Raw genomic sequence first — 24,235 nt, forward strand, 5'->3', positions numbered from 1 at the left:
CCGTAAGGAGTGATGAACCAGCAAGCTCGTTACAAAAATCGGGACGGATACGGACGGGTGCGTCCGAAAGGGTGGACTCGCGCGGGTGTCGCGGCGTGGCTGCCGCGGTCGTCCGACGGACCGTCAGTATCAAGGCGGGGTGCGCCATCTCCGCTCCGCCGCCCTCCTCGCCGCCGCCCTCGTGCTCCTGCTGGCCACTGACGGGACGGTCGTGAACGCCGAAGCCGTCACCCCGGCCGCCGGCGCCGCCCCCCGCATCCGGGCCGTCAGGCTGCCCGACCGGTCCGGCCCGCCCCGGGCCCGCGACACCTGGAGCGGCCCCGCCTTCGACGCCTGCACCGCACCGCCGCTCGACACCCTGAAGGCCTGGCGCGACGCCTCCCCGTACGGGGCGCTCGGCGTCTACACCAGCGGCTCCCAGCGCGGCTGCGGCCAGCCGCGGCTCACCGCCGAGTGGGTGCGCCAGGTGCGGGCGCTGGGCTGGCGGTTCCTGCCGGTGCACGTCGGACTGCAGGCGCCGTGCGCCGATCCGGGCCACAAGCCCAAGCGGATCGACCCGGGGAAGGCCGTCGAGCAGGGCCGGGAGGAGGCGGACGAGGCCGCCCGGTCCCTGCGCGCGCTCGGTTTCGCCAAGGGCAGCCCGGTCTACCTGGACATCGAGGCCTATCCCTTGCGCGACCCGGCCTGCGGCCAGGCCGTGGTCGACTTCACCCTCGGCTGGACGGCGGGCCTGCACGCCGCCGGCTACCGCTCCGGCTTCTACTCCAGCCTCGACTCCGGCATCGCGGACCTCGCCGCCGCCGCCCGGGCCGGCGGCTCCCCGATGCCCGACGCGCTCTGGTACGCCCGCTGGGACGGCCAGGCCGACACCGACGGCTCCGGCGCCCTGGCCCCCGACCTCTGGACCTTCCACCAGCGCGTCCACCAGTACCACGGCAACGTCGAGGAGACCTTCGGCGGCGCCACCCTCACCGTGGACCGCAACCACGTGGACGGCCCGACCGCCCGCTGAGACCCGCCGCCGATCACCGGCCCACTCCCCGCCCAGGGCGGGGAGCGGGCCGGGGGCGGAACCGGGACGAATCCGTGATCCGCGCAACGGGGCCGGGATACTGACAGCAGGGGGTGGGAGCGGCACAATCGGGCACGTCCGCGCGCATTACCGCCCGGTAGGTGCCGCGAGCGCAGCCCCCAGTGCCGCCAGGTCAAGGAGGACCCGTGTTCAGCACGATGCAGGACGTTCCGCTCACCGTCGCCCGAATCCTGGAGCACGGGTCCACGGTCCACGGCCGTTCGACCGTGACCACCTGGGACGGCACCGGCCCGGTCGTCCGGACCTACGCCGAGGTCGGCGCCCGCGCCGCCCAGCTCGCCTGGGCGCTGCGCGACGAGCTCGGGTGCACCGAGGAGAGCGTCATAGCGACGCTGATGTGGAACAACGCCGAGCACCTGGAGGCGTACCTCGCCGTCCCCTCGGCGGGCTCCGTGCTGCACACGCTGAACCTGCGGCTGCCGTCCCAGCAGCTGTCGTTCATCGTCAACCACGCCGCCGACCGCGTGATCATCGTCAACGGCAGCGTCCTGCCGCTGCTCGCCGCCGTCCTGCCGGACCTCGCGCCGACCCTCAGGCACATCGTGGTCAGCGGCCCCGGCGACCGCTCGGTGCTGGCCGGCTTCGCGGGCGGCGTGCACGACTACGAGGAGCTGATCGCCGGCCGGCCCACCGAGTACCCGTGGCAGCGCGACATCGACGAGCGGCAGGCCGCCGTCCTCTGCTACACCTCCGGCACCACCGGGGACCCGAAGGGCGTGCTCTACAGCCACCGCTCGGTCTACCTGCACTGCCTCCAGGTCAACACCGGCGACAACTTCGCCTTCACCCCGAGCGACACCGCGCTGCCGGTGGTCCCGATGTTCCACGTCCAGGCCTGGGGCATCCCGCACGCGGCCTTCATGTCCGGCGCCAACCTGCTCATGCCGGATCGTTTCCTCCAGCCCAAGCCGATGGCCGAGATGATCGCGGCCGTCCGCCCGACCGTCAGCGCCGCCGTCCCCACCATCTGGGCCGGCCTGCTGGGCGAGCTCGACGCCGGCGACTACGACACCTCCAGCCTGCGCATGGTGGTCATCGGCGGCAGCGCCTGTCCGCCCTCCCTGATGAAGGCCTACGAGGAGCGCCACGGCATCCGGGTGCTGCACGCCTGGGGCATGACCGAGACCTCCCCGCTCGGCTCCTTCGCCCAGCCGCCGGGCGGCCTCACCCGCGAGCAGGAGTGGCCGTACCGGATCACCCAGGGCATCTTCCCGGCCTCCGTCGAGGCCCGGCTGATCGGCCCGGGCGGCGAGCGGATGCCGCACGACGGCGTCTCGGCGGGCGAGCTGGAGGTGCGCGGCCCGTGGATCGCCGGGGCGTACTACGGCGGCGCCGGCCAGGACCCGGTCCGCCCGGACGACAAGTTCTCCGAGGACGGCTGGCTGCGCACCGGCGACGTCGGCACCATCACCGCCGACGGCTACCTGACCCTCACCGACCGGGCCAAGGACGTCATCAAGTCCGGCGGCGAGTGGATCTCCTCGGTCGAGCTGGAGAACGCCCTGATGGCCCACCCCGACGTGGCCGAGGCCGCCGTGGTCGCCGTCCCGGACGAGAAGTGGGGCGAGCGTCCGCTGGCCACCGTGGTGCTGCGCCCGGGCGCGACCGCGGGGCTGAAGGAGCTGCGGGCCTTCCTGGGCGAGCGGATCGCCTCCTGGCAGCTGCCGGAGCGCTGGTCGATCGTGGAGTCGGTGCCGAAGACCTCGGTCGGCAAGTTCGACAAGAAGGTGATCCGGGCCAGCTACGCGGCCGAGGAGCTGGACGTCACGGTGCTCGGCAAGGAGTGACCGCGCGAAGGGCCGGCCGCCCCCGTACGAACGGGGGCGGCCGGCCCTTCCACGTGTTCGGCGTGCCTCAGCCGGCGGCGGCGACGCCCGCCTCGCCCATCGCGCCGATCCGCCCGAGCAGGTCGACGATCCGGGACTGGACGTCCTCGCTGGTCGAGCGCTCGGCGAGGAACAGCACCGTCTCGCCGGTGCGCAGCCGGGGCAGTTCGCGCGGGTCGAGGTCCACCGAGGTGTAGACCACCAGCGGGGTGCGGTGCAGCCGGTCGTTGGCGCGCAGCCAGTCCAGCAGGCCGACCCGGCGGCGGCGGATCTGCAGCAGGTCCATCACCACCAGGTTGGGCTGCACGCTGCTGGCCCGGGCCACCGCGTCGTTCTCGTCCACCGCGTGCTCGACGTGCATGCCGCGCCGCTCCAGGCTGCTGATCATGGCGGCGGCGATGTCCGGGTCGCCCTCGACCAGCAGCACCCGCGGGGCGTGCTGCTCGCCGTCGCGCGGCGCGAGGGCGCGCAGCAGGACGGCCGGGTCGGCCCCGTACGCGGCGTCCCGGGTGGCCTGGCCGAGGCCGGCGGTGACCAGCACCGGGACCCGGCGGTTGAGCGCCGCGGTGCGCAGCGACTGGAGCGCGGTGCGGGTGATCGGGCCGGTCAGCGGGTCGACGAAGAGGGCGGCGGGGAAGCCGGGGACCTGGGCGTCCACCTCCTCGCGGGAGCGGACGATCACCGGCAGGTAGCCGCGCGCCTGGAGGGCCTGCTTGGTGGCCGGGTCGGGCTCGGGCCAGACCAGCAGCCGACGGGTGTTGGCCAGCTCGCCGGTCGGGGCCGACGGCTGCTCGGGTGCGGGCCGCTCCTCGGCGGGCGGGAGCTCGGCCATCGGGCGCGGCGCGGTCCGGGCGGCGTCGGCCGGGACGGGCGGCTGCGGCGCGGCGGCGGGCACCGGGCCGAGCTGGCGCGGCGGGGCGAGCTCGCCCAGTCCGGTGCCGACCGGGCGCGGGCCGGACGGCTCCTCGGCGGCGGGCAGCGCGGCCCGGGCGGGCGCCAGCGCGGTGCCGGGGGAGGGCTGCGCCTGGCCGGCCTGGCCTCCTTGGCCTCCCTGTCCGGACGGGCCGGAGGCGTTCACCAGGGCGTCCGGGCCGGGCCCCGGCGGGACGGCCAGCCGGCGGCGGCGCCCGGTCGGGGCGGCGGCCGGTTCGGGCGGCGCGGGCGCGGGGCCGGCCGGCAGGGCGTGCTCCAGACCGGGGTAGACCGGGGTGTCGGCCGCCCCGGGCAGGGCGAAGCCGCCGGAGGACTCCTCGGCCGAGGGCAGCGCGCGGCGGCGGCGGTGCCTGGTCTCGCCGGAGGCCTGCTCCTGGGCCGCCTCGGCGGTCGGGGTGCCGCCGGGCGGGGTGCCGTCCGGGGCGGCGGGCGCGGGCGCGGGGGCCGGACCGAGGGCGAGCGGCTCGCGCCCGCCGGGGCGGTTCGGCTGCGCCCGGTGGCCCTCGACGGGCACGGCGTAGGCGGGGCCGGAGCGGCCGTCGTCCTTGCCCCACGGGTCGCTCTGGGCGCCGTTCGGCCCGGCCAGGCCCTGGCGGCCGTACGCGGGGTCGTTGCCGGTGCCGTTCCACTGCTCGGGGACGGCCCGCTCGACCCGGGCGGGGGCGTTCGGCCACTGGTCGGCCGGGATGTCGGGGTTGCCGGGAGCACCGGGGACGCCGGGGGCGTCGGGGGTGTCGGACGCCGGGGTCTCGGCGGCCGGGCGGCCGCGGCGGCCGCGCCGCTCGGCGGGCGGCTCCTCGGCGGGCGCCCGCTCCGCGGCGGGGGCCGCGGCGGCCTCGGGGGTCTCGGAAGCGGGCTGCTCGTCGGCCGCCGCGGGCTCGGCGCCCTCGCCGCTGCTGGGCAGCTGCGGGATGCCCGGGAGCTCCGGCAGGACGGCGCTGTCGCTCTCCTTGGGCCGGTCGGAGCGGCCTTCGGCGGCGGCGCGCTCGGCGGCGGCCTTCGCGGCGACCGGGTCCAGCGGCAGCTCGACGACGTACGTGGTGCCGGCCTTGCCGGGCAGCTCGTGCGGCTGGAGCACACCGCCGTGGCGCTCGACCACCGCGCGGGCTATCGGCAGGTGGACGGGGCTGCCGCCGACGCCGGGGCCGCGGATCTCGACCCGGGCGACCTCGCCGCGCTGGGCGGCGGCCAGCACGACGGTCGGCGGCTCGGGGGCGGGCGGCAGCGCGGGCGCGGCGGCGCCGTTCAGCCCGGGCACGGTCAGGCCGGGGGAGGGGGCGACGGGGGCGTCCAGGGAGAGTCCGACGCCGCTGACGTCGGCGACCAGGTGGGCCAGCGCCTGGGCCAGCCGCCGCTCGTCGGCGATCACCTCGACCGCGGCGGCGTGCACCGAGAACCGCACCCGGCCGGGGCCGACCAGCTCGCCGGCCTCCTCGACGGCCCGGCGGACCACCTTGTCCAGGCCGACCGGGACCCGGGACGCGGCCTTCGGCCCGTCCTTGCCGTCCTTGGCGCCGGCCTTGGGCTCCTTGCCGTCCTTGCCGTCCTTGGCCTCGGCGGCGCCGCTCTCGCCGGCCTCGCAGCGCTGGTGGTCGAGCACCCCGTCGATCAGCTTCCCGTACCGGCGGCACTCGGCGGCCAGCCGGCGCAGCGTCCAGTTGGCCTCCGGCCAGAGCTGGCCGGCCGGGTCGGCGGCGAGCGCGTCCAGCCGCTCGTTCAGCGCGTTCAGGGCACTGCCCAGCTCGCTCTCCAGGACGGCGGTGAGGTGCTCGTTGCGGGCGACCAGGGCGAGTTCGCGGCTGCGGTCGGTGAAGGTCATCACCGCGCCGACCAGCTGGTCGCCGTCCCGGACCGGGGCGGTGGTGAGGTCGACGGTGACCGGCCGGCCGTCCTTGCGCCACAGCACGGTGCCGCGCACCCGGTGCTTGCGCCCGGAGGTGAGGGTGTCCAGCAGCGCCGACTCCTCCAGCGCCAGCGGGGTGCCGTCGGCCCGGGAGTGCTGGATCAGCGGGTGCAGCTCGCGCCCGCCCAGCTCGCTCGCCCGGTACTCCAGGATGTGCGCGGCGGCCGGGTTGACCAGCACACAGCGGCCTTCGAGGTCCACACCGAGCACGCCCTCGGCGGCGGCCCGCAGGATCATCTCGGTCTGCTTGTGCTGGCGGCGCAGCTCGGCCTCGACGCCCAGCCGGCCGGAGAGGTCGCGGACCAGCAGCAGGAGCAGGTCGGAGGAGGAGGGCGAGTTCTCGCGGTACGAGTCGTACGGGGAGCGCGCGTAGCCGCGGCCGTCGCCGTCGTCGGCGAAGTCGTTGCCGGAGACCTCGACCGGGAAGGTGGTGCCGTCGGTGCGGTGGGCGGTCATCCGGACCGGGCGGTCGAGGGCGTCGCCGTCGCGGGTGGCCGGTCGCATCGAGCCGGGGATGCGGCTGGGGTCGAACTCGGGCAGCAGACCCAGCACGCCCATGCCGACCAGTGAGGTGCCCGGCGCCTGCAACGCCTGGACCGCCGCGCTGTTGGCGTCCACGACGGTGCCGTTGCTGTTCACCAGCAGCAACGCGTCGGGCAGGGCGTCGAGTATGGCGGCGAGGCGAGCAGCGCCTCGGATCGGCCTGCTGCTCACGTCGACAGGTCTCCTCGGCTCGGGGCAGCTCCTCCGGAGACGGCAGTATCTCATTCTTCTTTGCGGCGGAGTCGACCCGCCTAGTAACGTTGGCGGCGGTTGGTGCCGAGCCCCACGGTTGTGGCATCATCACTGACACACGGAACGGCTCCGCTCGCGCGGGTACGATCCCTGTGGGGAGGCTTCGCCTAGTCCGGTCTATGGCGCCGCACTGCTAATGCGGTTTCGGGGTTATTCCTGATCGAGGGTTCAAATCCCTCAGCCTCCGCCAGTCGGGAGCCCCCGTCGACGATCTCGTCGGCGGGGGCTCTTCGCGTTCCCGGCTGCGGTCCGGCTGCGGTCCGGGACGGCCCGGAGCGCGGCCCCGGCGGGGCCGGGAGGAGGTCGGGAGGGGTCGGGCGGGGCCCGGAACAACCGATTTCGTCCTACGCCGCAGGTCATGTAATGTTGTCCCCGCAACGCCCCGGCGGCAACGTTCACCAGGGCGAGCGCTCATAGCTCAACGGATAGAGCACTTGACTACGGATCAAGAGGTTGCAGGTTCGAATCCTGCTGAGCGCACTCAACTCCGCAAGATCGGGTTCGCCCGTTCCTTGCGCTCATAGCTCAACGGATAGAGCACTTGACTACGGATCAAGAGGTTGCAGGTTCGAATCCTGCTGAGCGCACCATCGAGAAGCCCCCGGCCACCGGCCGGGGGCTTCTCCGTTTCCCCGGCGTGCCCGGCGAGTGATTCGAACACAGGCCACGGGTGGGTGGCCGCGTCCCGGAGGCCGGGGCCCGCCGAATGGGCCTGGAGGTGCCATTCCCGCGTCCGTTCGGGTGGTGCCGATTGCCGCCTAATGGATGAAATGCAGCCGTTTCGGGTACATCCCGTCCTGCCGCCCGGATGACCGCCGAACGGGTGGGACACGGCCAAAAGCACCGGTGTCGCAGTATGACCGGCCCAGGATCGTGATTCCTTTTTGTCGGATCTTGTGCAGACTGCCCACCCCCCGGCAGCCGACCGCGAAGGAGAGCCGGATGAGCCGACAGTTTCCCCGTACGGCTGTCGCCCTGGCCGTCCTCGCGAGCGGGCTGCTGACCGCGTGGAACGTCCCGCTCGCGGCGGCCTTGCAGTCCCCCGACACCCGGTCCGCCGAACACCGGGCGGTGCCGCCCTCCGGGCTCCCGGCCCGGGTCGACCTCGACGCCGCCCCGCAGGAGTACGGCACCGCCACGCACGTGGCCTCCGACCTCCTCCTGGGCGCCGGCGCGACCGCCCCGGCGCGCACCGGCCGCAGCGGCGCCGACGCGTCGATCGCCTTCCCCTTCCCCACCGAGGCGGCGATCGGCCGCTACTACCGGCTCACCGTCCCGGTCGCGGTCGGCGACCGGCCCGCCACCCTGGCCGGCTGGATCGACTTCGGCCGCACCGGCCGGTTCGACCCCGCCCAGCGGGTGCAGACCGAGATCCCGGTCGGCGCCGCCACCGCGACCCTGGAGTGGACCGTCCCGCCCGGCGCGGCCTCGGGCGAGACCTGGGCCCGGCTGCGGATCGGCCGCGACGCCGGACAGCTCGTCTCCTCCGGCGGCTTCGCCGACTCCGGACAGGCCGCCGACCAGCGGATCGAGCTGACCGTCGGCGCCGCCCGGCCGGAGATCGCCGAGCCGGTCGCCGGTGCCGTCCTCGCCGACGCCCGCCCGCAGGTCAGCGGCCACGGCGCGGTCGCCGGCGCCACGGTGGAGGTCCGGGAGGGCGACACCGTCCTCTGCCGGACCGAGGTCGGGAGCGGCGGTGACTGGTCCTGCCGCCCCGGCACGGAGCTGGCCGTCGGTCCGCACGCCCTCACCCCGGTGGAGACCACCGGCGGCGGCGTGGTGCTGCGCGGCGATCCGGTCACGGTCGACGTGAAGACCGTGCCGCCGGGCGCTCCCACGCTCACCGTCCCCGCGTACACCAACGACCCGGGGCTCCGGCTCACCGGCACCGGCGAGGCGGGCAGCACCGTCTCGGTCCTCGACGAGGGCTCCAGCGACGAACTGTGCATCACCGGGGTGCCGGCGGGCGGCGCGTGGTCCTGCCTGCCGGTCGAGGACCTGACGGACGGGAAGCACTTGCTCACCCCGGTCGCGGTCGACCGGGCGGGCAACCGGACGGCCGGGCTGCCGGTCCCGGTGGTCGTCTCCACCGCCCTGCCGGGCCGGCCGGTGCTCACCTCGCCGGCCCCGGGGGAGACCGTGCGGGTCAGCCGGCCGAAGCTGGCCGGCCGGGCGGATCCGGGCACGGACGTGCTGGTCACGACGGGGGCCGACGCGGGCGCGGAGCCGGAACGGCGGACGGTGCTCTGCGGGGCGACGACGGCGTTCGACGGGAGCTGGAGCTGCACGGCCAACCGGGACCTGGCGGCCGGGGAGCAGTGGCTGACCGTCACGGCGACCGACCGGGCGGGGAACGCGGCCTCGGCGGAGCCGGTGCCGGTACGGGTCGCCACGACGGAGGCGGCGCCCGCTCCGGGGGCGTCGAGCCCGGCGGTGCCGAGTGCGGCGGTGCAGAGTTCGGTACTGCCGAGTGCGGCGGCTCCGAGTGCGACGGCAACGGCAACAGCGACGGCTTCGGCTTCGGTTCCGGGGGCGTCGAGCCCGACGGCGGCGGTGTCGGCGTCGAGTTCGGCAGCGAGCCCGGTGGCGGCGAGGCCGGGGTCGCCGACTCCGGTGGCGTCCGGTGCGGCGGCGGTGCCCCCGGGCCCCGCCGAGCCGAGCCCGAGCGCCCAGGGTGCGGCGGTGGCCTCGCCGACTCCGTCCGTCGTGGCGGCGCCCGCGGGGGCGCCGGTCGCCGTTCCGTCGGTGGGCGCACGGCCGGTGACGGCGAGTCCGGTGGGCTCCGGTCCGTCGGCGGGCCCGTCGGCGGGGCCGTCGAGGGCGACTCCCGGGCCTGCGAAGACCGTGGCGGCCGCGTCCGCCGCTTCCACCAGGCCCGTCGTCCCGACCCTTTCGACCGCCGAGGCCTTCTCCCCGAGCCTGACGCCGGCCCCCGCTACCGGCCACGGCGCCCCGGCCGCGGCCGTCGTCGCGGTGAGGCCCGGGCCCTCACCGGCCGGAGCCGCCGACCCGGTCGACTCCGCCGGGCCCGCCGGGCCCGCGGTTCCGCCGTTGGCGGCGCCGCCGGTGGAGACCGCGCAGGGCGCGTCCGGGCGGTCCGGGGCGGCCGGCTGGCGCGGTGGAATCGCCGGATTCCTGCTGGTGCTCACCGGCCTCGGGCTGATCACCCGTCGGGTGTTCGCCCGCAGGCCAGGTGCTCCTCGGCGCTGAACTGCGCCGAACTGTCCCGACCATCAGTTCATGTGCCTGCGCGTCAGGTCGGCTTTGGATGATTCGTCAGTAAATGTCGACACACCTCGGCTCAAATGTCGCATTTGATGACGTATGAACTTAGCCTGACCCTGGCACTGCCCGTCAGATCCGGGCCGCCCGTTGCGCGACACACCGACCCAGAGGATCCGTGCATGGACGTCACCCGCGATTCTTCGCAGCGACCCGACAACCTGCCCAAGGCGCTCCCGCCGGCCCTGCCGGAACGTTCCGCCGTCGGCTCCGGCCCGCTGGCCGGGACCACCGCCGTCAAGACCCTCAAGCCGGGCGGCCCGGCCGACAGCGGTCCGGCGACCACCCCGCTGGCCGTCGTCCCGAGTCCCTCCCACGGCGGCTCGGCGGACCTGCGGGACCCGCTGGAGTCGGCCGCCCCGGAGACCGTCGAACTCCCGGACCCCATGGTGGCCGGGGCCCTGACCGCCACCACCTCCCGGCGCCCGCCGCGCGCCGACCAGGCGCTGCGCGAGCAGCGCGCCACCGCGCTGCCCGGCTGGCTGGCCCTGCTGGCGGTGCTGATCGGCGTGGGCGGCGTGCTGCTCGTGCTGCTGCGCACCAGCGTCATCCCGTACTGGGACGCGCTGCCCGACCTGCGCGGCAGCGCCGCGCGGGAGAGCGGCCGGGTGGAGGTGGACGCGCCGTGGATCGCCGCAGTGGCCGCCGCCGGCCTGCTGGTGGTGTTCACGCTCGCCGGGCTGCTGGCCAACGCGGGCGGCGAGACCCGGGTGCTGACCCGCTGGGGCCGCTACCGGGGCACCGTCCGCCGGACCGGCCTGGTCTGGGTCAACCCGCTGCTGCGCCGCCGCCGGGTGGACGTGCGGCTGCGGCACTGGCGCAGCGAGCCGGTCAAGGTGGTGGACCGCACCGGCACGCCGATCGTGGTCCGGCTGCTGATCGTCTGGCGGGTCAAGGACACCGCGCGGGCGCTGCTCGCGATCGAGGACCACGAGAGCTACCTGCGCGAGCAGGTCCAGGCCGTGCTCACCCGCACCGCGTCCACCCTGCCCTGCGACAGCAACGCCGCGCCCGGCCCCGCGCTGCGCGACGGGCAGTGGTTCGCCGACGAGATGACCAGGGCGCTGGCCGCCGAGGTCGCCCCGGCCGGCCTGGAGGTCTACTCGGTGCAGCCGCTGGCCCTGGACTACGCGCCCGAGGTGGCCGAGTCGATGCGCCGGCGCAGACTGGCCGACCTGGACGCGGGCCTGCGCACGGTGCTGGTGGACGACGCGGTCGAGGCCGCGGCGCTCGCCGTCCGCCGGCTGGAGCGGGCCACCGCGCACGAACTGGACGAGGCCGCCCGCAGCGCGCTGATGGAGCAGCTGCTGGTCGCCTTCGTCGCCCCGGCCGGAGTGGCCGCCTCGGTACCGTCCCCGGCCGCCCGTGCCGGGCGGAAGGAAGGACGACCCGCATGAGGATAGCCACCGGCGCGTACGCCGAGTCCGGTATCGGCCCCGACGGCGATCCCGGACTGATCGGCTTCGAGGAGCGCCTCGGCAGCATCCCCGCGCTCGCGGGCTGCGGCTGCCCGAACTGCGTCGTCCGGCCGCGCACCGCCCGCTCCGCGGCGGCGGCCGGCGGCAGCCGAATACACCGGGCCGTGCGGGGCACCTGCCTGGCCACCACCGTGCTGGCGGGCGCCGGCGTCGTCGGCCTGACGGCCGGCGCCGGATCCGCGCACGCCGCGGCCGGGAAGCAGGGCTGGGACGGCTCGAAGTACTGGTTCAAGAACGGCTCCGGCGAGTGGCGTTGGACCAGCCACTACGACGTCTACGCGAGCCGCACCGGGCAGTCCGGCGGTTCCGCCGGCTCCTCCGGTTCCTCCGCTCAGGCCGTCTCCAACGGCTCGGCCTCCTCCGCCGGGGTGCGCCAGGGCTGGGACGGCTCGAAGTACTGGTTCAAGAACGGCAGCGGCGAGTGGCGTTGGACCAGCCACTACGACGTCTACGCGAGCCGCACCGGGCAGTCCGGCGGCTCCGCCCGGACCCCCGCGCAGCCCGCGCCCCCCGCGAGCCGTCCGTCGGCGAACCCCGCACCGGCCTCCGGGAGCATGGAGTCGGCCATCGACTACGCGCTCGCCCAGCTGGGCAAGCCGTACGTCTGGGGCGGCAACGGCCCGTCCGGCTACGACTGCTCGGGGCTGGTCCAGCAGGCCTACCGGCGCGCGGGGATCAGCCTGCCGCGGGTGGCCGACGACCAGTACGCGGCGACCACGCCGATCAGCGCCGGGCAGCTGCGCCGCGGCGACCTGGTGTTCTGGTCCGACAGCGGCCGGGCCTCGGGGATCCACCACGTGGGGATCTACCTCGGTGGCAACAAGTTCGTGGAGGCTCCCCGGCCGGGCACGACCGTCCGGATCTCGACCCTCAGCCAGGGCTACTACCCCACCCACTTCGGGCGGCCGTGACCGCGCGGCCGTAACGGCGAAGGCCGTACCGGGCCCCGACAGCGCGCCGCTGTCGGGGCCCGGACCGCGTTCGGAGCGGCCGCGGTGCCGGGTGGGCTCAGGCGGAGGCGGCGTCCAGCAGGGCGGTCTGCTCCGGGGTGAGCTGCAGGGTGGCGCCGACCAGCAGCGGCGGGAGCTGCTCGACGGTGCGGGCGCTGGCGATCGGGGCGGCGACCGTCGGACGGGCGGCGAGCCAGGCCAGGGCGACGGAGGCGGGCTCCACCCCCTGCTCGGCGGCGACGGTGTCCAGCGCCTCCAGCACCTTGGGGCCGCGCGGCTCGGCCAGGTAGCGGGCGGCGCCCTCGGCGCGGGCGCTGGCCACGCCGTCGGCGCCCGGACGGTACTTGCCGGTCAGGAAGCCGGAGGCCAGCGCGTAGTACGGGACGGTGGCCAGGCCGTGCTCGGCGACCACGTCGGCCAACGGGCCCTCGAAGGTGCCGCGCGAGACCAGGTTGTAGTGCGGCTGGACGGCGACGTACTTCGCCAGGCCCTCGCGCTCGGCGAAGGCCAGCGCCTCGGTGAGCCGCTCGGCGGAGATGTTGGAGGCGGCGACCGCCCGGACCTTGCCCTCGCGGACCAGCTCGTCCAGCGCGGTGACGAACTCCTCGACCGGGGTGTCGTCGTCCCGGTGGGTGTAGTAGAGGTCGATCCGCTCGACGCCCAGGCGGCGCAGCGAGTCCTCGGCCGCGGCCTTGATGTTGGCGGCGCCCAGGCCACCGCGCTCGGCGAGCATGCCGACCTTGGTGGCGATCACGACGTCCTCGCGGTTGCCGCGGCTGCGCAGCCAGTTGCCGAGGACGGTCTCGGACTCGCCGCCGGTGTTGCCCGGGGCCCAGGAGGAGTAGACGTCGGCGGTGTCGACGAAGTTTCCGCCGGCCGCCGCGTAGGCGTCCAGGACGGCGAAGGACTGCTGTTCGTCGGCCGTCCAGCCGAAGACGTTGCCGCCGAGGGAGAGCGGGAAGACGGACAGGTCGGAGGTGCCGAGGCTCACCCGGCTGTGGTTTCCGGTCATGAAGGCAGTCAACCCCATGGCCCGGCCCGGCATTCCGGGAACCCCGCGGTCTTCACGAGGCTGTTGCACGGAAGGGTGGTGTGGTCCGCGCGACGGGGGTCCGGGGTGTGCCCGAGGTGGGCCGATTCGTTAGAGTCCGTGCCATGGCTGACAACGACTACGACCCCGCCGGCAGCACCCAGATGTTCCGGGCGTTCGTCGACGAGAGCCCGGCGCCCCAGGCCCCGGGCAACGTTTCCACCTACGGCAGCAGCAAGAGCAGCGGCCGCACCGGCGTGATCGCGCTGGTCGCCGTCGTCGTGCTGGTCGTCCTGGGCGCCGTCGTCTGGCTGGCGGTCAAGTGACCTTCGCGCGGGTGACCCTCGTCCGGGTCACCCGCGCGACGGAAGACGAACACCTCAGCAGGGCTTGCGCCAGGCGTTCAGTTCGAGCTTCTTCCGCATCGAACTGAAGCCCAGCGACTTGGCCTTGCCGCAGAACTGGTCCGTGTCGAGCTTGTACTCGACGTGGAAGACCGCCTTGCCCGCCTTGACGAAGGGCGCGACCCGGTCGCACTCGTCGAACTGCGCGCACTCCTCGTTGACCGCGAAGTCGAAGTCCGGGAGCAGGGCCGGGATCTGGTCCAGGTCGTTCTTCAGGCCGATGGCCAGGCCGCGTTCGTGGGCGAGCTGGGCCAGCATCCGGTTGTACTTGAGCTGGTCGTCCGGGGTCAGCGGGAAGCCGCTGTTCTGGTTGTACGCCTCGATGGTGTCCGGCTCGACGGCGTCGAAGCCCTTGCTCCGGCACATGTCGAAGCGGGCGGCCATCAGCGGCTTCAGCTGGTCGAGCTTGCGGATGTCGAACCACTTCTCGCCCTTCCAGCCGGTGTCCGAGCCCTGGAGGGACTTGGCGAAGGCGGCGGAGTCGGGGCGGAAGTCCTCCCAGGAGCCGGCGTTGATGTAGCAGATCACCTTGCGGCCCTTGGCGTGCAGCGCGGCCACCACCGAGGCGTCGTTCTCGAAGCCGTCGATGTCGTAGACCGGGACGTCCACCGACTGGTCGACGCCGCCGCCGAGTTGCCACTGCCAGGCCAGGCCCGGGGTGGGCTGCCAGCGGGCGCCGGCCGGCGGTGCCGGGTTGCCCGGCGGGGTGCCGGTGCCCTGCGGGGTGCCGGGAGGCGTGCTGCTGCCGGGCGTGCCCGGGGCGGGTGCGGTGGTGCCGGGAGCGGTGGGCGCGGGGGTCGGCGTGCCCGGCTCGGTGGTGCTCGGGTCGGGGGTGCCGGGGGTGCTCGGCGCGGTGGCCGCGGGGGAGTTGCTCGGGGTGCCGTCGGCCGAGTCCTGGTCGTCCTCCGATCCCGAGCTGCTGCACGAGCTGACCAGCAGGGCGGTGGCGGTGGCGAGGGCCAGGGCGGCCGGGAGGTGCCGGTGGTTGCGGCGGTTCACGGTAGTCGGACTCCGGATCGGGTCAGGTCAGTTCGGCGGCGTTCAGGCCGTACGGCAGGGTGCGCCAGGGGTTCTCCCCGGCCCCCGGTACGGCGCAGCCGACGCCGGCTCGCCGGGCGGCGATCAGGGCGGCGGCGTCCTGGGCGTGCTCGGAAGGGACGTCGTAGACCAGGTGGCAGAAGCGGGAGGCCGCGTGCCGGCCGGTCCACAGCGGCAGCGTCATGGCGCGGTAGGCGTCCCAGTCGCCCTCGAAGGTCACCAGCAGGTCGGCCAGGCCGACTTCGGCGTAGCCAGGGTCCGGGTGCTCGCCGTGGCCGAACACCACGGTGCCGCAGCCGGCCGCGCGGGCGGCCGTGGCCAGCCGCCGGTAGTGCGCGAGCGCACCCGGGTGGGTGGAGACCTGGTCGAGGTAGACGCCGGTGATGCCGTGACGCTGACGGTACGTCAGGATGTCGGCCACCACGGCCGCGTGCGGCCGGCGGCCGTAGTCGGTGTCGGTGTAGCCGACCAACGGCAGTCCGGCGGCGCGGAGTTCGTCGGCGGCCTCGGCGAAGACGTGGTCCGGGAACTCGCCCGGACCGTCGGCGAGGTTGAGCACGACGGCGGCGATCCGGGCGGGGTCGGCGGCGGCGACCGCCTGCCAGGCCGCCGGGTCCACCGCGGGGTGGACGTACAGCGGCACCAGCAGGCGGCCGTCGGGGGTGTGCCCGGCGATCATGCGACCACCGGGTCGGGCGTGGGCCCGGCGGCGCCGAGCCACAGGTCGCGCAGGGTGTCGGCGAGGTCCGTCTCCGGCCGCCAGCCGAGCTCCCGGTCGGCGGCCGACACGTCGGCCTGCTGCCAGGAGACCGCGGCCGAGCGCTCGGAGCCCGCCCCGCTCTCGTCGATCCGGCCGGTGAAGCCGGCCGCGGCGACCAGCCCGTCCGCGATCGCCCGGACCTGCCGGGCGTGCCCGGAGGCCAGGTTGAGCACCCGGGGGAGCGGACGGTCGGCGGTGACGGCCAGGCCGACCGCCTTCGCCACGTCCCGGGCGTCGACGAAGTCGCGGTAGGCGGAGAGGTCGCCGACCGTGATCACGCCGTCGGCGCCCTCGGGCGCCACCCGGCGCAGCTCGGCGGCCAGCCGCCCGGGCAGCGAGCCCGCCGGGGCGCCGGGGCCGACCGGGTTGAACACCCGCAGCACCACGGCGTCCAGCGGCGAGCCGGCCACCGCGAGGGAGCCGGCCAGCTTGGTCGCGCCGTACACGCCGACCGGGCGGGCGTCGGCGTCCTCGGCGAGGGACTCGCCCCGCGCGCAGACGCCGTACTCGCCGGCCGAACCGATGTGCACCAGGCGGGCCTTCGGGGCGCCGAGGGAGAGCGCCTCGCAGAGCACCGCCGGGCCGCGGGCGTTCACCTCGGCGAGCTTGACCGCGCTGCCGGCCACCGCGCCGGCGAAGTTGACCACCGCGTCGGGGGCCAGCGCGGACAGTTCCTCGCCGAGCGGGCCGGCCTGGGCGGTGGCCAGGTCCAGCCGGAGGTCGTGGGCGGGCCGCCGGCCCGCGGTCAGCACGGTGGCACCGGGCACTGACCGCAGGACGGCGGTGGCGTGACGGCCGAGGAAGCCGTCGCCGCCGAGGAGCAGAATTCTCACGCGGCCCGTCCGTCGCTCTCGGCGCCCGCGGTGGCGGGCTCGGTGGTCGCGTCGTCCGGGGCGGTGCGGGCGGCCGGGATCGGCAGCTCCGCGACACCCGGTGTGATGCCGCTCGACTCGAAGGGCATCAGGACCGGACGGATGGTGGAGAACTCGGCGTTGGCCCGGTCGTAGTCGTCGGGCCGGCCGATGTCCAGCCAGTAGCCGCCGAACTCGTACGCGGCGGGCGGGGTCTCGGCGGCCAGCAGGTCGAGCACCAGCTCGTCGAAGCCCAGCGGCAGGCCGGGGGTGTACTTGGCCAGCGCCGAGCGGGAGACGCCGTACACGCCCATCGAGACGCGGTAGTCGATGCTGGGCTTCTCCTGGAAGCCGGTGATGGTGCCCTCTTCGGAGGTCAGCACGCCGAAGTCGATCTTGACCTGGCGGGCGTAGGTGGCGATGGTCAGCGGGGCGCCGGACGCCTCGTGGTGCTTGAGCACCCCGGCGAAGTCCAGGTCGGTCAGGATGTCGCCGTTCATCACCAGGAAGTGCTCGGGCAGGCGCTCCTGCATGGTGAGCAGCGGGCCCATGGTGCCGAGCGGGCTGTCCTCGACGGCGTAGCCGACCCGCAGGCCCCACTGCGAGCCGTTGCCGACGTAGGCGCGGATGATGTGGCCGAGGTGGCCGATGGCCAGGGTGACGCTCTGGAAGCCCGCGGCGGCGAGCTGGCGCATCACGATCTCCAGGATCGCGTGCTGGTCGCCGATCGGGACGAGCGGCTTGGGAAGCGCGGTGGTGTACGGGCGGAGACGGACGCCCTTACCGCCGGCCAGGATCACTGCGTGCATGGTGTTTCCCCCACGGAAAGGATGTGCAGGACACGAACCTTGGTTACCAGGACGAGCAAGATCGGTCGGGGCGGGTCAGACGTTGTAGATGTCGGTCTTGTAGCGGGCCAGGTTGGCCGGGTCGCGGAAGAACTCGATGGTCTGCTCCAGGCCCTGCTCCAGGCTGAAGTTCGGGGCCCAGCCGGTGGCCTCGCGCAGCCGGGTCGCGTCCGCGACCAGGCGCATGACCTCGGAGTTGGTCGGACGGATGCGCTGCTCGTCCTCCTTCACCACCAGGTCCACGCCCATCAGCTTGCCGACCAGGGTGACCAGGTCGCCGACCGAGATCTCGCCGCCGGTGCCGGCGTTGAAGGTCCGGCCGACCACCGTGTCGGCGGGCGCGGTGCCCACCGTGCGGAAGGCGTTGGCGGTGTCCTTGACGAACGTGAAGTCGCGGGTCGGGCGCAGGTCGCCGAGGGTGATCTCGGTCTGGCCGGCCGCGACCTGGGCGATCACGGTCGGGATGACGGCGCGCATCGACTGGCGCGGGCCGAAGGTGTTGAACGGGCGCAGGGTGACGACCGGGGTCTCGAAGCTGGCGTGGTAGCTGTCGGCCAGCCGGTCCCCGCCGGCCTTGGAGGCGGCGTACGGGGACTGGGTGTTGATCGGGTGGTCCTCGGTGATCGGCACGGTCTGCGCGGTGCCGTAGGTCTCGCTGGTGGAGGTGTGCACCAGGCGGGGGATCTCCTGGTGGCGCACCGCCTCCAGCACGTTCAGGGTGCCGGTGACGTTGGTGTCCACGTACGAGTGGGGGGCGCGGTAGGAGTACGGGATCGCGATCAGGGCGGCCAGGTGGTAGACCGCCTCGGTGCCCTTGACCAGGCCGTTGACCGAGCCCGGGTCCCGGACGTCGCCGAGGACGATCTCGACCGAGTCCAGCACCTCCTCGGACAGGGTCTCCAGCCAGCCGAAGGACGAGAACGAGTTGTACTGGACCATCGCGCGGACGTGGTGCCCGTCGGCGACCAGGGTCTCGACGAGGTGGGAGCCGATGAAGCCCTCGGCTCCGGTAACCGCAACGCTGCTCATGCGGATGTCGCTTTCTCGATCTGCCGGGGCGGCCGGACGCACTGGGGTGGCCGGCCGCCGTTGGCCCGGTGGGTGTCTCAGGTGGAACGGGTACGGCGGTGCACGCGAAGGAGGCGTGCGGGATATTCGATGTGTTCAGCGGTGCTGGGTGGTGCGTTTTCAGCGGTGCTGGGTGGTGCGGCCGAGCGCGGGCCCGGCCAGTGCGGTGAGGACGAAGGCGGCCGTCCCGCAGCCGATCAGCTGCAGGACGATCGGGTCCGCACCCGCCAGCAGCCCGGCGCTCTCGGCGACCGCGGCGGCCAGACAGACGAGGGCGGTGCTCCAGCTGAACCCGAAGGCGTTCAGCAGCAGCGCCAGCCAGAGCGAGCCGCCGAGGAGCAGCATCGCGCCGAGCTGCGGCACGCCGAGCGCGGGGGCGCCGGGCCACAGCACGGTCGCGGCGGCGTCCAGCGCGGCCACGGTGGTGAGGTAGATGAAGAGGCAGCCGAGCAGGATCCCGCCGGTGCGGCGGGTGAACTGGCCGCTGGTGTGGCTGGTGCGCAACGCGGCCACCGCCATCGCCCGGTAGCGGAAGAGCAGCCACTCGGCGAGGCCCAGGCTGAGCGTCAGCGCGATCATGGCCGGCCCGGTCGGGGTGGTCGACGTGGCCTGCGCGGGGAGGCCGCCGGACTGCACGGCCTGGTGGATCGTCCCGCCGAGGCCGGCGATCAGCGTGAGCGCGCCGCAGGCCAGGCCGAACAGCAGGTGCGGGACCTCCTGGCGGACCGGCAGCCTCAGCTCGACGGACTCGCGTTCGCCGCCGCGGATGCAGACCAGCAGCTCCCGGACGGCCAGTCCGACCGCCAGCACCAGCGAGACGAGCAGCACGACCGTACGGACCGGCTGCGGGACGTCCGCCGCCAGCACCACGCCCGCGCCGACCGAGGCCGGGGCCAGCGCCAGCAGCAGGAACTTCTCCCGCCCGAGCACCAGCAGCACGGTCGCCGCGCCCAGGTAGCAGGACTGCCCGGCGGCGAAGCACAGCGCGCCCAGCGGCCCGCCGACCACGTACGCGGCGGCCGCCGCGACCAGCGCGCCGACCGGGGCGCCGACGGCCAGGCAGACCGCGGCCTCGCGGCGGCGCAGCCGGCCCAGCCAGCGGTAGGAGCGGTGCGCCAGCGCCTGGTTGAAGCCCCAGCTGACCAGCGTGGCGACGGACAGCGCGAGCATGCCCGAGGGCAGGCCGAAGCGCATCCGGGTGGTCGCGAACAGGTTGGCGCCGAGCAGGTAGCCGAGCCCCGGCAGGGCGAACACCAGGCCGCGCACCACGCAGCGCCAGGGGTCGGCCCGCCAGGGGTTGGCGAACTCGGAGCTCGGGCCGGGGTAGCGGCGCTCGACCTTCTCGAACAGTTCCTCGGCGACGGTGAACGCGTCGGGGCGGCCGTACAGCAGGGCGGCCTGCTCGTCCGACAGGCCGTCGGACTCCAGGAAGGCCGCGATCTCGTACGGGTGGACGGCGTCGGCGCAGACGTCGCGCAGGCGCTCGGCGAGCTCGTCCAGCGGGTCCGCGGGGAGGTAGAGCGAGTCATCCGGCTCCGGCTCCGGCTCCTGCTCCGACGGGGCGGGACGGCGGCGCTTGAGCGGCAGGGCGCGCAGCTGCACGGTCTGGTCGGGGCCGGCCTCGCCCGGAATCAGTCGCAACGGACCGCTCATGCATCCACCTCGCTGTGCTCGGCGGCCGCTTCGCGGGACACGCGCCTTTCGATGGTTCGCTCGCTGCGCTCGTTCACGCGTCCACCTCGCTGTGCTCGGCGGCCGCTGAGCGGGACACGCGCCTCTCGATGGTTCTGTCGCCGTTCCCGTTCACGCGCCGACCTCGCTCGGCTCGGGGCGGGCGGCGGCCAGCTGCTGGTCCCAGTCGGGGCTGGGGACCTGGTCGGTGACGGCGACCATGCCGCCGGGCATCCAGCGGGCGGTGCCCAGGAGCTCGGTGTAGATGCCGCGGAAGCCGTCGATGTTCTGGCGGAGGGTGAACTGCTCGATCACCCGCAGCCGGGCGCCCTCGCCGAGCCGGGCGCGCCGTTCGGCGTCGCGCAGCAGCTCGATCGCGGCGGCCGCCATCGGTTCGGGTTCGCGCGGCGGGACGACCAGTCCGGTGTCGCCGACGGCCTCGCGCACGCCGCCGACGTCGGTCGAGACGGTCGCGCGGCCGCAGGACATCGCCTCGATCAGGGTGAACGGGAAGCCCTCGCTGATGCTGGAGAGCATGACCACGTTGCCCGCCGCGTACGCGTCGGTGATGTCGGCGACGCGGCCCTCGAAGGCCACCGAGTCGGCTATGCCGAGCTCGGCGGCCAGGGCTATGCAGCCGTCCCGGTACGCCTCGCCGCCCTTGGGGGTGCCGCCGAAGAGCCGCAGACGCGCCTCGGGGATCTCCCGCTGGACGATGGCGAAGGCCCGGATCAGCGTCTCCAGGTCCTTGATCGGGTCGACCCGGCCGGCCCAGCTGAGGGTCGGCGTCTCGGGCTCGGGGCCGGCCGGCGGGAAGGCCGCCGGGTCCACCCCGTTGTAGACGGTGCGGATGTGCGAGGACGGCGTGCCGCCGCGCTCCTCCCAGCGCCGGTTGTACCGGTTGCCGGGGGTGACGAGGGCGGCCTGCCGGTAGCTCTCCTCGGCGAGCATCCGGTAGAAGCCGAGCAGCAGCGCCTTGACCGGCCAGCGGTAGGGGCCGGTGCGGTAGCCGAGGTAGCGCTCGCGCAGGTAGATGCCGTGCTCGGTGAGCAGAAACGGTACGCCGTACTGCTGGGCGGCGATCAGCCCCGGCAGGGTGGCGAGGCCGCCGCTGGCCGCGTGCGCGACGCCGTCCTTGGGCGGCTCGACCGAGAGCGGCCGCAGGGCGTGCTCCAGCAGGTCGGTGGCGTTCAGGGCGTCGTGCAGGGTGGGCCGGGAGACGGCGGTCGGCAGGTAGTCGCGGGTCCAGACCTGCTGGAGGGTGCGCAGCGCGCGCTCGCTGCGCAGCGCCGGGCTGAGCAGCCCGTGCCGGGCGAGGTCGGCGAAGTTGTACAGCTCGGTGCCGAAGTGGGTGGTGTAGACCGGGTCGAGGATGGAGTGCAGGAAGCGCTCGTACGCGTTGAGGAAGCGCCGCATCTCCTTGCCGCGGGGCGGTCGGCCCTCCGAGGCGGGCCCCCACAGCGGCGCGGTGGTGACCGACCGTACGTTGGCGGGCAGTTCCCAGGCCAGTGGCTCGTGGCCGGTTCCGGTGACGGCGATGACGTCGAACTCGACGTCCGGCATGCCCTGAACGAGCTGGTCGCACCAGACGCTCACGCCGCCGTGCTGGTGCGGATACGTCCCCTCGGTGAGCAGGGTGACGCGCATTCCTGTCCCCCCTCCTGTTCTTGCGTAGGTTCCGGCCTGGATGACCGGAACGGGAGCCGTGGCGGGTGGTGCTGGTTACCGGTTACCGGTTGCCGGAGCGTCCGGTGGTGCTGCTCGGCGTGGCCGTCCCCCCAGAGGCCTTGCCGTTCTTTGTCGCAACCTTGTCGTCGTGGCCGTTGCCGCCCTGACCGATGGTGCCAGCGAGGACATCCTTGCCGGGCACCGGGGTTCCGCTACCCGGGACCAGGGACGGAGCGGGCTTGCGGGTGGTGTCGCTCGGCCCCACCGGGACCGGGGTGGCGACACCCTGCGGCACGACCTTCTTGTCCGCCGGCGCCGGGGCCGGGACGGACTTGGCCGCGACGCCCGGCGCGACGGGGGCCGGGGCGGCCGGCGCGGACGGCAGCTGCAGGGTGACGCTGCTCTGCAGCGCGCCCGGGGACACCCAACCCGAGAGGGTACCGGCGTAGGACGAACCGAACCCGCCCGTTCCGATGGCCAGCTTCTGAGCGGTTCCGGTCGGCATGGTGGCCTGGACCTGAACGCCGGACGGCGCGTTGACGGTGACGGTGCTGCCGACCCGGTAGGCGGTGACCTGGCCGGAGGCGAGGGCGGTGTTCCAGGCCGCGCGGCGCTGGAACTCCTGGCCGATCTCGCGCTGGCTCAGGTTCACGATCGGGGCGCTGTCCGCGTGCAGCGAGCGGTAGGTGCCGAGGATCTTCTCCAGCACCGGGTACAGGATGCGGTCCTCGGACAGGTTCGACTGGTGCACGAAGTGCGGCCGCGGGTCGTTGCTCAGCACGTGGCCGAGGTCGATCCGGGCCTCCAGCGGCACGATGTACGACTGGTAGCCGGTGGTGGTGTCCAGCGGCTGGGGCAGGCAGGTGGAGTTGGCGTTGTTCTCGCAGACGCCGCTGCCACCGTTGGCCTTGCTGGTGTAGATCCAGTTGTACTCGTCGGCCTCCTCCTTCGCCGTACCGGCGTTGTAGAAGACGTTCATCGGGTACCGCGGCACGGTCAGGGCGGCGCCGACGGGCCGCTGGCCGGTCTCGCGGGAGGCGTCGCTGGCGGTGAACTTGATGCCGTTGGCGGCCAGCGCCGGCGCCAGGTTCGGGTTGTCGCTGGTCTCCTGCGGGGCGGTCAGCAGGCCGGAGTGCTCGCCGGTGACCAGGGACTGCGGGTCGAAGCCCAGGCCGTTCGCGGTGGCCCAGTCGGCGTTGGTCTTGATCTGGGAGGAGATGGTGTTCTGGTCGACCCAGACGGTGGCGCCCGCGGTGTTCTTGGCGCAGACCCACGGCACCACGGTGACGTTCTGCTCGCAGCCCAGGTACGGGTGGGTGTAGGTGTGGTTGACCCACCGGTAGTTGCTCTGGTCGGCGATCATCTGGTTCGCCGTGGGGTCCACCGTGGTCTGGTGGTCGGCCTTCCAGTCCTCGCTGCCGCCACCGTTGAACACCATGTCCAGGGTGAAGTTGTTGGCGGCCTGCCACTGCTTGAGGTGGTTGGCGTCGTCGACGGTCATCCGGATCGGGTTGGCGGTGTCCGGGGTGCCGGGCGGGCAGGTGACGTCGCCGGGGGTGCACTTGAGCACGGTGTCCCAGCGGTCGTCGGCCAGGAAGACGTCGTCCACGTGGGTGGCGAAGTAGTTGCGGTCGTAGCCGAGGTGGACGCCCTGGGTGAGCCAGTCGACCATGCCGCGGGCCAGCAGCCGGTACTGCTGCTGGTACTGGTTGTAGACGAACGTGACGACCAGTTCCTTGCGGCCGTCGTGGGTGTACTCGCCGACCAGCGAACCGCGGCTGGCCGTGTTGGGTATCGGCGCGTCGACCAGCGGGACGAACGAGGCGCCGGCCGGCAGGCTGGCGAGCGGAGTGGCCAGGTAGCCGTAGCTCTCGCCGACGTTCGGGTCGTTGTCCTCGAACGGGACGCTGCCCTTGAGGTACCCGAACGGGCCCGAAGTTCCGGCCGCCGTGGTGGCGCCCTGGAATCCGTCGAGAGTGCCCACGAATCCGGGATTCTGGGCGTAGTTCAGCCCCACCGCCGGGTTGGCCCACGTGTACGCGTCGATCTGGCGGACGTTGAATGCGGCTTCGTAGGTCGCGATCGCCGTCATCTCGGTGGCACTGTTGGGGAAGGGGTTTTCGTTGGGCAGCACGATGCCCTGGAACTTCCCGCGGGGCTGGCCGTTCAGCGTGTCGCTCAGGAAAGCGGAGTTGATGACGGGGCGGTTGGGGTCATTGAGGCTGATGACCTTGTAGGGCGTGCCCTGGCTCTTCAACTCGGCGGTGATGGCAGCGACGGACGGGCCGCCGTCGTCGACGACCAGGACGGTGAGGTCGATCCTGGGCGGCGCCGCGTCGGCGTGGGCCAGGGTGGTCTGCAAGCCGCTGGCCAGCAGGACTGCCGCCGCGCACGCGGCGACTCTTCGGGTCGCTCGACCCATGGTGATCCTCCCCTTGGTGCAGGCGTCACGCTGCTCGGCGCTCGCCTGCCCGTGTAGCTGTTCGCGGGCAGCAGGCTGCCCGGGCCCATCCTGGTCGAGGGACGGTGGTGCGAGGGACCAATTGGGCGAGAGTGCAGCGAACCTGTTACCAACGTTCATGGCGAAGCCATGAAGGCGCTGATTGTGACCGGAACCGGACCGGCGGCGCAAATAGT

At 74.0% G+C, this 24,235-nt stretch carries 15 protein-coding genes, 3 tRNA genes and 1 pseudogene; 9 read left to right on the forward strand and 10 right to left on the reverse strand.

From position 1 onward, the window contains the following. Positions 1–139 precede the first annotated feature (139 nt). Together ACFVXH_RS11130 and ACFVXH_RS11135 are read left to right on the forward strand one after the other, a co-directional pair. On the forward strand, positions 140–1,012 hold the full coding sequence (locus ACFVXH_RS11130) for a DUF1906 domain-containing protein (protein ID WP_107086553.1): 873 nt from the start codon (positions 140–142) through the stop codon (positions 1,010–1,012). Positions 1,013–1,218: 206 nt separating this feature from the next. Beyond that, positions 1,219–2,880 (forward strand): long-chain fatty acid--CoA ligase, encoded by a 1,662-nt coding sequence (locus ACFVXH_RS11135; RefSeq protein ID WP_387822332.1) that lies wholly within the window; start codon positions 1,219–1,221, stop codon positions 2,878–2,880. A gap of 67 nt (positions 2,881–2,947) precedes the next feature. On the opposite strand, the gene ACFVXH_RS11140 is transcribed toward ACFVXH_RS11135, so the two are convergent. After that, complete coding sequence (locus ACFVXH_RS11140) at positions 2,948–6,469, reverse strand: PAS domain-containing protein (protein ID WP_380744357.1); 3,522 nt, start codon at positions 6,467–6,469, stop codon at positions 2,948–2,950. Between the two features lie 177 nt (positions 6,470–6,646). Here ACFVXH_RS11140 and ACFVXH_RS11145 point away from each other — a divergent pair. The 6 genes from ACFVXH_RS11145 to ACFVXH_RS11170 all read left to right on the forward strand — a co-directional run bounded on the left by ACFVXH_RS11145 (position 6,647) and on the right by ACFVXH_RS11170 (position 12,221). Then, positions 6,647–6,740 (forward strand) — tRNA-Ser (locus ACFVXH_RS11145). Positions 6,741–6,957: 217 nt separating this feature from the next. Continuing rightward, positions 6,958–7,030: transfer RNA gene (locus ACFVXH_RS11150), tRNA-Arg, on the forward strand. A 34-nt stretch (positions 7,031–7,064) separates the two neighbouring features. After that, positions 7,065–7,140: transfer RNA gene (locus ACFVXH_RS11155), tRNA-Arg, on the forward strand. A gap of 352 nt (positions 7,141–7,492) precedes the next feature. Beyond that, entirely contained in the window at positions 7,493–9,760 is a 2,268-nt protein-coding gene (locus ACFVXH_RS11160) for an Ig-like domain-containing protein (RefSeq protein WP_387822336.1), read from the forward strand. A gap of 194 nt (positions 9,761–9,954) precedes the next feature. After that, positions 9,955–11,229, forward strand: a complete 1,275-nt coding sequence (locus ACFVXH_RS11165; protein ID WP_387822339.1) for an SPFH domain-containing protein — start codon at positions 9,955–9,957, stop codon at positions 11,227–11,229. Next, complete coding sequence (locus ACFVXH_RS11170; RefSeq protein ID WP_387822342.1) at positions 11,226–12,221, forward strand: C40 family peptidase; 996 nt, start codon at positions 11,226–11,228, stop codon at positions 12,219–12,221. The genes ACFVXH_RS11165 and ACFVXH_RS11170 overlap by 4 nt, the downstream gene beginning before the upstream one ends. 97 nt (positions 12,222–12,318) lie before the next feature. Here the strand turns inward: ACFVXH_RS11170 and ACFVXH_RS11175 are convergent, their stop codons facing one another. Next, a complete protein-coding gene (locus tag ACFVXH_RS11175) occupies positions 12,319–13,272 on the reverse strand; it encodes an aldo/keto reductase (protein ID WP_049650145.1) in 954 nt (317 codons plus the stop codon). A gap of 143 nt (positions 13,273–13,415) precedes the next feature. On the opposite strand from ACFVXH_RS11175, the gene ACFVXH_RS11180 reads away from it, so the two are divergent. After that, positions 13,416–13,616, forward strand: a complete 201-nt coding sequence (locus tag ACFVXH_RS11180) for a hypothetical protein (protein WP_049650146.1) — start codon at positions 13,416–13,418, stop codon at positions 13,614–13,616. A 54-nt stretch (positions 13,617–13,670) separates the two neighbouring features. Here the strand turns inward: ACFVXH_RS11180 and ACFVXH_RS11185 are convergent, their stop codons facing one another. The 8 genes and pseudogenes from ACFVXH_RS11185 to ACFVXH_RS11220 form a co-directional block, all read right to left on the reverse strand. Beyond that, on the reverse strand, positions 13,671–14,693 hold the full coding sequence (locus tag ACFVXH_RS11185) for an endo alpha-1,4 polygalactosaminidase (RefSeq protein ID WP_387822347.1): 1,023 nt from the start codon (positions 14,691–14,693) through the stop codon (positions 13,671–13,673). A 22-nt stretch (positions 14,694–14,715) separates the two neighbouring features. Next, positions 14,716–15,411 carry a spherulation-specific family 4 protein gene (locus tag ACFVXH_RS11190; RefSeq protein WP_387822350.1) on the reverse strand — a complete coding sequence of 232 codons (696 nt, stop codon included), beginning with the start codon at positions 15,409–15,411 and terminating at the stop codon, positions 14,716–14,718. Next, positions 15,408–16,325: an NAD-dependent epimerase/dehydratase family protein gene (locus ACFVXH_RS11195; RefSeq protein ID WP_387822353.1), complete on the reverse strand. Its 918-nt coding sequence runs from the start codon at positions 16,323–16,325 to the stop codon at positions 15,408–15,410. The genes ACFVXH_RS11190 and ACFVXH_RS11195 overlap by 4 nt, the downstream gene beginning before the upstream one ends. Positions 16,326–16,450: 125 nt before the next feature. Continuing rightward, positions 16,451–17,152, reverse strand: a pseudogene (locus tag ACFVXH_RS11200) (NDP-sugar synthase); the annotation flags it as partial. A gap of 75 nt (positions 17,153–17,227) precedes the next feature. Further along, on the reverse strand, positions 17,228–18,220 hold the full coding sequence (locus ACFVXH_RS11205) for an SDR family NAD(P)-dependent oxidoreductase (RefSeq protein WP_117488606.1): 993 nt from the start codon (positions 18,218–18,220) through the stop codon (positions 17,228–17,230). Positions 18,221–18,379: 159 nt separating this feature from the next. Beyond that, on the reverse strand, positions 18,380–19,912 hold the full coding sequence (locus ACFVXH_RS11210) for a hypothetical protein (RefSeq protein ID WP_380780620.1): 1,533 nt from the start codon (positions 19,910–19,912) through the stop codon (positions 18,380–18,382). Between the two features lie 150 nt (positions 19,913–20,062). Next, on the reverse strand, positions 20,063–21,577 hold the full coding sequence (gene pelF / locus ACFVXH_RS11215) for a GT4 family glycosyltransferase PelF (RefSeq protein ID WP_074001823.1): 1,515 nt from the start codon (positions 21,575–21,577) through the stop codon (positions 20,063–20,065). 82 nt (positions 21,578–21,659) lie between these two features. Continuing rightward, on the reverse strand, positions 21,660–24,020 hold the full coding sequence (locus tag ACFVXH_RS11220; protein ID WP_387822359.1) for a hypothetical protein: 2,361 nt from the start codon (positions 24,018–24,020) through the stop codon (positions 21,660–21,662). Positions 24,021–24,235 lie beyond the last annotated feature (215 nt).

Origin of the sequence: Kitasatospora sp. NPDC058184 (assembly GCF_042883725.1) — a bacterium.
Taxonomy (GTDB): Bacteria; Actinomycetota; Actinomycetes; order Streptomycetales; family Streptomycetaceae; genus Kitasatospora.